This is a genomic window from Kamptonema sp. PCC 6506 (assembly GCF_000180455.1).
Lineage (GTDB): Bacteria > Cyanobacteriota > Cyanobacteriia > Cyanobacteriales > Microcoleaceae > Kamptonema > Kamptonema formosum.
The window spans coordinates 1-9729 of sequence record NZ_CACA01000279.1 but is presented as its reverse complement, the minus strand read 5'-3'; the positions used below and the strand labels follow the sequence as shown (position 1 = coordinate 9729).

The 9729-nt window shown below is 44.2% G+C and carries 7 protein-coding genes; 5 read left to right on the top strand and 2 right to left on the bottom strand.

Annotated elements, in window-relative coordinates:
- The first annotated feature begins 123 nt into the window (after window positions 1-123).
- From OSCI_RS15260 to OSCI_RS15250, 3 genes are all read left to right on the top strand, one after another.
- Window positions 124-1023, top strand: a complete 900-nt coding sequence (locus OSCI_RS15260) for a hypothetical protein (protein ID WP_007355907.1) — start codon at window positions 124-126, stop codon at window positions 1021-1023.
- Window positions 1024-1418: 395 nt separating this feature from the next.
- Window positions 1419-2579, top strand: coding sequence for a hypothetical protein (locus OSCI_RS15255; RefSeq protein ID WP_007355906.1), 1161 nt, complete (start codon window positions 1419-1421; stop codon window positions 2577-2579).
- A 241-nt stretch (window positions 2580-2820) separates the two neighbouring features.
- Entirely contained in the window at window positions 2821-4446 is a 1626-nt protein-coding gene (locus OSCI_RS15250) for a family 10 glycosylhydrolase (protein ID WP_007355905.1), read from the top strand.
- Between the two features lie 248 nt (window positions 4447-4694).
- Here OSCI_RS15250 and OSCI_RS15245 read toward each other — a convergent pair whose 3' ends face one another.
- Window positions 4695-4898, bottom strand: a complete 204-nt coding sequence (locus tag OSCI_RS15245; RefSeq protein ID WP_007355904.1) for a hypothetical protein — start codon at window positions 4896-4898, stop codon at window positions 4695-4697.
- On the bottom strand, window positions 4895-5239 hold the full coding sequence (locus OSCI_RS15240; RefSeq protein WP_007355903.1) for a hypothetical protein: 345 nt from the start codon (window positions 5237-5239) through the stop codon (window positions 4895-4897). The genes OSCI_RS15245 and OSCI_RS15240 overlap by 4 nt, the downstream gene beginning before the upstream one ends.
- A 138-nt stretch (window positions 5240-5377) precedes the next feature.
- Here OSCI_RS15240 and OSCI_RS15235 point away from each other — a divergent pair, with 138 nt between their 5' ends.
- On the top strand, window positions 5378-5665 hold the full coding sequence (locus tag OSCI_RS15235) for a hypothetical protein (protein ID WP_007355902.1): 288 nt from the start codon (window positions 5378-5380) through the stop codon (window positions 5663-5665).
- Window positions 5666-6625: 960 nt separating this feature from the next.
- A partial coding sequence (locus tag OSCI_RS15230; protein WP_193387018.1) for a filamentous hemagglutinin N-terminal domain-containing protein occupies window positions 6626-9729 on the top strand: 3104 nt, incomplete at its 3' end.

Sequence of the window (9729 nt, the reverse complement as noted above, 5' to 3'; positions counted from 1 at the left end):
TGGGGAGATGGAAAGATGGGCAATTAGCAATTAGCAATTAGCAATTAGCAACCAACAACTAACAACCAACAACCAACAACCAACAACTAACAACTAACAACCAACAATTAACAAATACAAATTATGCTGCGTAAGTTAACAATTTTTTTAATGGCTGTGAGCTTATGTTTGACTACTATAGGCTGCGGTTCTTCTACTCCAACGCGCAATGCGAATCAGAACGTTAACGCTACTGCTTCGCCCAATGCTAATCGAAATGGTAATTCGGCGATCAATCGCTTAGCTCAGGGTCAATATCCTGTACAGCAAGCTACCTACAATGATGCCGATGGAGAATATACCTTAATGCTGCTCAATACGCCGCCAGGAAGTTCTTCTGTTTATCGGACAACAGATTTACAAATGGCCCGGCTAACTGATGAAGAAATTAGTGGTGGTAAGAAAAGTTATCTCAGTATAGAGGGCAATCAGCCGAGTTTGCACTTGACAGAAGACTTCAAAATTGAATACGTCCATAATGTCACTGAAACTGTGAGTAATCCTCAAACGGGTCAGACTGAAACTGTTGTAGTTAGGCAACAATCTAATTTCTGGGCCCCGTTTGCAGGAGCGCTAGCGGGTCAAGCTTTAGGTAGTTTGTTATTTACCCCGCGTTACTATGTTCCTCCCGTTTATCAGCCAGGGGGGATTATGACAGGATACGGCGGTTATGGTAGCACCTATCGCCAAGCTGTTCAAGGATATCAAACTCGCTACCAAGCGCCGCCTCCAGCGGTCAAAAACCGCCAAACTTTGCGGACAACTGGAGGGTTGCGATCGCCTTCAGTCAATAGACCAGTTACTCGGCCATCTTCGCCAGCTAGAACTCGTTCTACAGGTTCCGGTTACGGCGGTAGTAATTTACGGCGATCGCCTTCTGCACGTCCTAGCCAAAACAGGCGACAACCGAGTTTTGGTAGCGGTGGGCGATCGCGTCCCGTAGCTCCTTCACGGCGCGGTGGTTTCGGTAGTAGACGACGCTAAAGGATATGGGGCGATCGCACCGCGTGCCCCGGAATAACAGGGAGTTGGGAAAATCTAAGGCGTGTCAACTTTCCTCTGAAAGCGGCCAGGGGTTAAAACCCCTGGAGCTACTTAATAACTTAAGTCCTCTGAAGAGGACTAATTAGTTTTTTAAGTCTTCTTCTTAGCCTCTTCAGAGGACTCGATCTATGAGGCAGGGGTTTCAACCTCTGCCGGATTGGAGGTTTTCCCTTACCAGTATTTTTTATGAAAGCTAGTAATAAAAGTTACACGATCTAGCGATTATTACTAGGGTCAATGTTACTTAATCGCTCCTTAAATTGGATAATTTGACGGATAGCCAATTTTACCCTTATATTTTATAATAACCAAAGCCTACATTAACTTTTGTTACTATGTCTGCTGACTCATTCCAGCGTAGTCAAGATCAGGTTGAGACTCCTCTCTCTCCTGTGGCTCAACAGTGGCTCAAGAAATATGTCAAAGACATTGACTTTGACTCTAATTGTAAAATATCTTCTGCTCTAATTGATGACTCATTAGACATCAAAATTGAACAATTTTTCCCGTCTCCTGTGGCATCTTTAGCTATACAGTGGTCAAGAAAATACTTGAAAAATCTTCAGATTGCTTCCTCTGAAACTGTACCCCAAGCTGAAGAGAGCGACTTGAGAATAATTGGTTCAAAAAAATGGCGGGTGCAAACTGCTTCTATCTTACAGGAGTCGCTAATTTATGCTAGTATTGAGGCTATTACTCACACACAATTGTTGCTTTCAAAAGAAATTAAACGCCATCAGATCGATCCAAAACTGATCGATTATTTGCAAATTGCTATGGATTCTTGTGAGATTCATAGAAAGGTTTTAGAAGTTTATGGTAATGCAGAAGATCCCAGCTATATTGCTGTTACGGTGGGGCAAGAAACCGGTGCGATGCGTCAGAAATATACGGCAATTGACCCCCGCTTAATTGGCTTTGTGTCGATGCAGGTGTACTATACCACTCTGTTTTTACTCAAAGATATTTCTGCTGTCGAAAAAACTGTTTTAACTGCCTATTTCAAGGTGATAGATGACTACCTCTATATGCCTTTGTGCCGTTGTTATCAAGCCGCAGCTAAGCATAGTTATGATTCTCCCAGCTTACAAGCTGTACGGCAACTTTTAGGTCAAAGCACTGAAATAGCTGCTCGTATTTTTAGCCGCGTTTCCCAACTTAATCCTGACTATCATAGCTATAGCGGAGCGTTGAATTCAACCTTGGTGAAAACTGCGAGTATCCGGGATGTGGAGATGTTTCAAGTTTATTTATGGTTGTCTGTTTTAGAGGAAAATATTGCTGTTTTTTATCAGGAATTGTTTCCAGTTTGTGTGATGCTTTATCCAATCTTGGGGGTAAAATGGCATTTGGTTTGGCAAATGCTTAATTGTTTGGAGCAAGAAATTTACTTGCGATTGGAACCGCAGCAATTAGAGATGATTATGCCGTATTATCGGGCCATGTATGAGATATTTTCTCCGGCAGTTTTTGAGGATGATTCGGGCGGGGGATAGGGTACATTATCATTAGCTTGATTGTTTGTCAAGTATTTGGCATACTAATCGAGAAAGTTTTCAGGGGAAGTAATAGTTAACTGTTAACAAATATCGATATCTGGTTGCGATCGGGGCTGCATCGACATTATATTTAAGAATAATTTATAAATAATCAGCCGAAATTGTGGGAAAATGTGAACCTGAAGTTCGCGTAGTTAGTCTGTACTAGACAGTTGAACGCTCACACACACCTTTCCGAATGCGAAAATCTAAAACAGTCTTTTTGTCAAGTCTATTTTCAATTGGCTTAGCGATCAGTTTTCTGCTAACTCCGCAGTGGTTGTCTAATTTGTTTCCCGATCGCGCTGCGATCGCAGTCCCCCCGCAGGTGCAAACATCAGAATTTCGAGGCTTTTGGGTAGATGCTTTTAACCCTGGTTTCAAGACACCGCAAGAGGTGACAAAATTAATTGCGGATGCGAAACGGGCGAATGCGAATGCGATCGTTGCTCAAGTGCGCCGTCGCGGTGATGCTTTTTACGCTAGCAGCATTGAGCCGCGAGCCAAAGATCCTAATCTGGCGGCGGGTTTTGACCCTTTGCAAGATTTGATCGCCAAGGCGCACGCAGCAGGTTTGGAGGTTCACGCTTGGATGGTGACGCTTCCGGTAACGGGAAGCACTAGCAACGATCGCTCTCATGTGTGGCAAAAACATGGCCCCAATGCGCCTGGCCGCGATAATTGGGCAATGTTTACTTACGATGGCCAATCCCAAGGTTATCTCGATCCCGGCCATCCTGACGCGGTTGATTACACGGTTTCGGTTTATCTAGATTTGCTGAAACGCTACGACGTAGACGGCGTGCAACTGGATTATGTGCGCTACGGCGGGCCGGATTGGGGTTATAATCCGACTGCGATCGCGCGGTTTAATCAACAGATGAAACGCACGGGTAGGCCATCGCCAAGCGATCGCGTTTGGATGCAGTGGCGGCGAGATCAGGTGACGAATTTGGTGCGTAAGCTTTATGTGCAAAGCCTTGCGATTAAGCCGCAGGTGAAGATTTCGGCGGCGACGATCGCTTGGGGAAGTGGGCCGAAAAAAGATGAGGATTGGTATCAAACCCAGCCTTACAAAGAGGTTTTGCAGGATTGGCGGGGCTGGCTGGAAGAAGGTATTATTGATATCGCCATGCCGATGACTTACCAGCGCGAGTACAATGCTCGGCAGAAACAGGCTTATGATGATTGGATTGAGTTTGCCAAGAATCACCAGTACAATCGCTATACTGCGATCGGGCCAGGAAATTATCTGAACTACATTGAAGACGCTTTAGCTCAGATTCGCCGCGCTGGACAGCCTTCTGCAAAGGGGAATTACACGCATGGGATTGCTTTGTATTCCTATGCTAGCAGCAATGTCTACACTAATGGGGACTTGCGATCGAGCGGTGGAGGAAGCGTGCCCCGCCAGCCTTGGAAGTATGTATTGCAGAGCAATGATTGGTTCTACAATGCGCTTTCAAAGCCGAGTAAGTATGTGGATGTAGCGACGGGTAAGACTTATGAAACTCAGCCTGTTTGGGCAAATCCTGTGGCTGTTCCCGATTTTCCTTGGAAGTCGCATCCGACTACAGGCGCGATCGCGGGTACGTTGCGGATGTGTTCCCCAAGTTGCGATTCTGTAACCTTGACATTGCAACCGATTGATGGTGTAGGTCAGCGGCGCACGATTCGCACCGATGGTAAGGGATGGTTTGGTGCGATCGCGCTGACTCCCGGTACTTATCAGTTAAAGGTTGACGGTGGAAAATTGGAGCAGACTATTAATGTTAGTGCTGGTCAAGTAACCAATGTCAATTTTGATAACAGACAAAGTTATTAGGGGGACTTATACAAAATAAGGCCCGAAAACAGGGTAAAATCCAGTCACAGTAAGAGTTTAAGGTAAATTCATGCTTTTTCTTGCTGTGACTAGGTTTGAGCCTTCTAAAACCCTATCGAACTAAATCGCTTTGCCAGAGCAGAATAGAGCCTGATTTTAGCTCCAAATTTGTCTAAGTCCTGTTAAAACAATTGTTATCCAATAAAAACTCTGTACAATAAGGCTGTTGCGATCGCTTGCACCCTTTCTTACCTATTAATAGTAATAGTCTCTGCTGCTTTACTTTTACCCTGAAGCCTAGCCAGACGTTGCTCTCGCAGACCAGTTTCTACCATCGCAATTAATTCATCAAGCTGTAGAGTGAGTAAGTCGATTTGTTGGTTAACTTCGCGCCACCTAGCAACACTTCGCGCTCTGATCTGGGGGTCGGGTATTTGGGCTGGTTGATTCATGGCAGATTCCAGTTTTGTTTGGTTTCAGAAATGCTGGCTTCGATAGCACCGATTAATGCTTCAGCGTGCTGAATGGTTTGAGCCAATAAGTTCAGCATAGCATCAGGAGCGTTCGGCTGGTATTCAGCTATCCCTAGCGCCAAGGTATGCAGACGCGAATAAGGCATTCTCAGTCTCTCGACGCTACTTTGCATCTGCTCTAATTCTAGTAGGGTTGCCTCATTCTCCCCAAACTGTTCAAATATGGCAAACTCAGTAGCTTTGGCTTCATCAATCAGTTCTACTAACCGTCGCTGCAAGTAAAAGATAGTAGTTAAAGTTTGGTCTGGTAATTTGACCATTATGCCCCAGATATAGAGAAGACAAGATCTATATCATACCTAACAAAGCAGCAACTACCAGCGATAATCTACAAAAAGGTAGATAGAATGTTGTGGTTATTGGACTAAAGTAGAAAACATAAATAAACAGTAAAAACAATGACAAATACAACGACAAATACAATATTTGATAAAATCTTCCGCGATAGCAATGGTCAAATTGTTATAGCTCAGACACCAAACCTACCACTTATTGTATGGGGTGTAGCCACTTTACTGCAACTAATTGTAACCACAGGCAAAATTAATACAGGGCTAGACCTAATCGCTTTTGGCTCATTATTTACTTGGGCATGGGAAGAATTATTTCAAGGCGTTAATTATTTTCGGAGAGCGCTTGGTCTTGTGGTACTTATTGGTGCGATCGCTGTACGACTGATGGCTTAACTCAATAGTATCATGGGTTTTTGAGTCTTATAGCTCAACTCACCGAAAAGTATGAGAAAACTCCTAGCCATTAGTACAGGTATTATCAGCATTGTTAGTAGGGGTTGATTTAATGCGGAGGCGTATTGAAGTTGAAAACGGCACAATGGAATGTTTATACAGTCAGCTTTTTAGCCATCCCGATCTTATGTTTAATTAGGTGGATTTACTTAACTGTTAACAAAACTTTGGTGTTGGGTTTCACTTCTTTCCACCAAATCTACCATTGCGCGGTTAACCCATACTTTAGTTGATTTGTCAAGGGGCAAATTGCCAAACTTTTTTTCTAGAGATTAGCGATCTTGCCAAAAAAAATTAGGGATTAATTCTTCTTCCTAGATCGCGAAAATGTCATATCAATGTCACATCGGCTTATAAAACCCAAATTAAAGACGTGACAATGAAATTGTTAAAAATTAGTGTGTTTAAGCTAACATATTTAAACTTGATGAATTCACCTCTTAAATCATATTAAAATTGCTTTTAACTTTATTGGGCAATTAGTTACAATCATAAGCCTATGAGCCTTACATTTCTGAGCTTTCAGACATATACTGATTTACTAGGCTAGACGTGATTTGTGTCTATCAACTATTTTAAGCTTTGAGATTGAAATATTATTAAAGCTGGATTTATTGCCAAAAATACGGTTAACCAGTTAAGCAAAAAACAAATTAATAAGCACAAAAATTAAAGACTAAATCTCAGAAAAAAATCAAAACAACCCCGGAAAACTCAAACTCAAATCCCTAAAACAATTAAGTTGAAACAACTATTGACATTACTCTAATAATAAATGTATGATTTAAAAACAAACCATAATTCCCAAATTTAACAAAAATACAACCCTAGATTAAAACTCTTAAATCGTGCCTACCCGATATGAACAGACGATTAAGTCCTTTCGTAGTTGTGTTTTCAATGACAACTACGATCTCTGCGTCTAGCTTCGCCTACGCAGCCGATAAAGCATCTGCACAGCAGATCGCGCCAGCGGCCGACGGCACCGGTACTACCGTTACCCCGCAGGGAAATCGTTTGGATATTGACGGCGGGTCGCGATCGCGAGATGGAGCCAATCTTTTCCACAGTTTTGAGAGATTTGGGCTAGATTCAGGTCAAATTGCCAATTTTATTTCTCACCCCGAAATTCGCAACATCTTAGGTCGCATCGTCGGCGGCGATGCCTCCTACATTAACGGCTTAATCCAAATTACAGGCGGCAGTTCCAACTTATTTTTAATCAACCCCGCCGGGATTGTTTTCGGGCCGAATGCCAGCTTAAACGTCCCTGCCTCTTTCACGGCGACTACGGCTAGCGGAGTCGGCTTTGGTAATAATAACTGGCTTAATGCTATTGGTAATAATAATTGGGCTAGCTTAGTCGGAACTCCCAGGGAATTTAGGTTTGATAGTTTCAATCCCGGCAGTATTATCAACTCTGGTAACTTAACAGTTGGTGCAGGTGAAAATTTAACCTTACTTAGTGGCAGCGTCATCAATACTGGTACATTGGCCGCGCCGGGGGGTGACATTACGATCGCGGCCGTTACGGGACAAAACCTAGTCCGTATTTCCCAACAGGGACGCATTCTCAATTTAGAAATTACTCCCAGCTTGGGAAATAACGGTAATGACCCTGGGATTTCTCCCATGTCTTTACCGCAATTGCTAACTGGTGACAGTAGCAACCACGCTTCGGGACTGATTGTTAACGCCCAGGGACAAGTTGTATTAACGGGTTCTGGAACCATCCTCCCCAGCGAGGCGGGAACTGCGATCGCCTCTGGCAAGATTAATGTATCCGGCAATACAGGTGGCAGCGTCAATATTTTAGGTCAGCGAGTCGGAGTCATCAGTGGCAATATCAACGCCGCCGGCAGCTATGGCGGCGGTACGGTACTCGTGGGAGGCGACATTCAGGGCCGAGGCCCCGTTCCCAACGCTTTGCAAACCTTCGTCAGCAACGACTCAGTAATTGACACCAGCGCGATCGCGATCGGCAATGGCGGTAAAATCATCGTCTTTGGTCAAGAAGCAGCCTATATTGGCGGCACATTGAGGGCACGGGGAGGTACAGGTGGCGGTAACGGCGGGTTTATTGAAACTAGCGGATTGCGATCGCTAGCCATTACCAGCGCCCCCGATGTGGGATCGCCTGCCGGCATTGGCGGAGAATGGCTGATTGACCCCTACAATATCGATATCGTTCCAGGTCTTCTCCCTGTTGTTGGTCTCGGCTTACTTGCCCCCTTTGAATCCTTTCTCCCCAACGCTGAATTGCCAGTTGGCCTAATTACAACAGCACTATTATTAGGTGATGTTACCATCTCCACTGGAGCCGGAGGAGTACAACAGGGAGATATTAATTTAAACGCGCCACTGGTATTCAGTCCCCTACTAGGGTCAACCCTGACGCTTAACGCTCACAACGATATTAATATTAACCAACCGATTTATGGAGGGGGTAGCCTTCCTTTAAACCTAGTTCTCAACGCCAATAACGGAGATATTACAGCCGATGCAGGTCGAGTTATAGTTAATAGCTCAATCGCAACTTTAGGGGGAAATATCACGGCAATTGGTAGAGCCAATGTTCCTGGTCAGGCAGGTATTGAAATCACTCTCAGCGGCTCTGTAAATTCAGGGGGAGGTAAGATCGACCTCAATGGTGTCAGCGTTGGCGGTGCAGATCGAGGAGTGAGAAATCAAGGCTCGATAGTTTCAGCCGGCGGAGTAATTTCAATTACAGGAAGCAGCGAATTTTCCCAAGGAATTAGTATAGAATCTCCCATTGATTCAGGAGGAGGAAACATTATCCTGAATGGGACTGGTGTTAATCAAGCAGGCTTACAAATTATTAACTTGGGTTCTGTTAATTCAGGCGGAGGCGATATTACAATCGCTGGTACAAGTAGCGATCGAGAAGGTATAGTAGTTAATCAAACCCTCGGTTCTGGGGGTGGAAATATCACTCTAATTGGAAATAGTTTAACTGGTAATGATATTGTTATTGAAAATGTGGTTCATGCCGGTGCTGGCAACTTAACCTTGGCAGGGAATCAGATTGTGTTCTCAACAGGCACGCCTTTTCTGGCTGGCAATAATATCATATTTGAACCTTTTATTTCTGGCGACAATCTATCAGTTACGAACAGCCTGCCTACGACAGTACCATTTATTTCTACCCAAACTACCTTCGGTCGCAGTAATACTAACGGCACGGTTATTATCAACGGGAATCTAAGTTTCAGCGGAGAACTACTGGTGCAGTCTCCGGGAGGTACGATCGCCGCTGCTGGCAGTAATCTTACGGGTTCTGGTGCGGCGATTACCTTCCAAGGTTCCCAAGATATTACCACAGGCAACATTACAAATAGTGGCGGTACTGTCACAATCACCAGTATTAGTGGCAATATTAACACTAGCGCTGGGAATATTAATACTAATTCTGCCATTAGTAACGGCGGCGCGATCGCCCTGACTACTGCTAGCGGTAATATTATTACTAACGGTCTCTATTCTTACTCCAGCGCTATGGGAGGGAATGGGGGAAATATCACCATCCAAGTCACTACGGCAGGTGATATTAATACAAATGCTACCGCAGATTTGAATGTCACCTCAATTTCTGGTAATAGCGGTACGATCGCGCTTTCTGCGCCAGGGAATATTGCCGCAGGCAATTTAAATACTGCATCTGCTAATAATGTTGGTAATAGCGGTAATGGTGGTACAATCTCAATTGATGCTGGCGGCAAGATTTTAGCTGGCAATCTCAATACTAATTCTTCTGCGCTTAATAGTGCTGGCAATGCTGGCAATGTGACTCTGATTGCTCCCAATGCTAGTATTACTATTAATAATATAGATGCGAGTGCTAATGGGGCCGGCGGAACTTCTGGCTATGGTGGCGCGATCGCGGTTACGGCAACTGGTAATATTCTCAGCGGTAACTTGACATCTGCTAGTAGCAGTAGTAACGCAGGAAATATCACTCTTAATAGTACCAGCGGAACGATTGA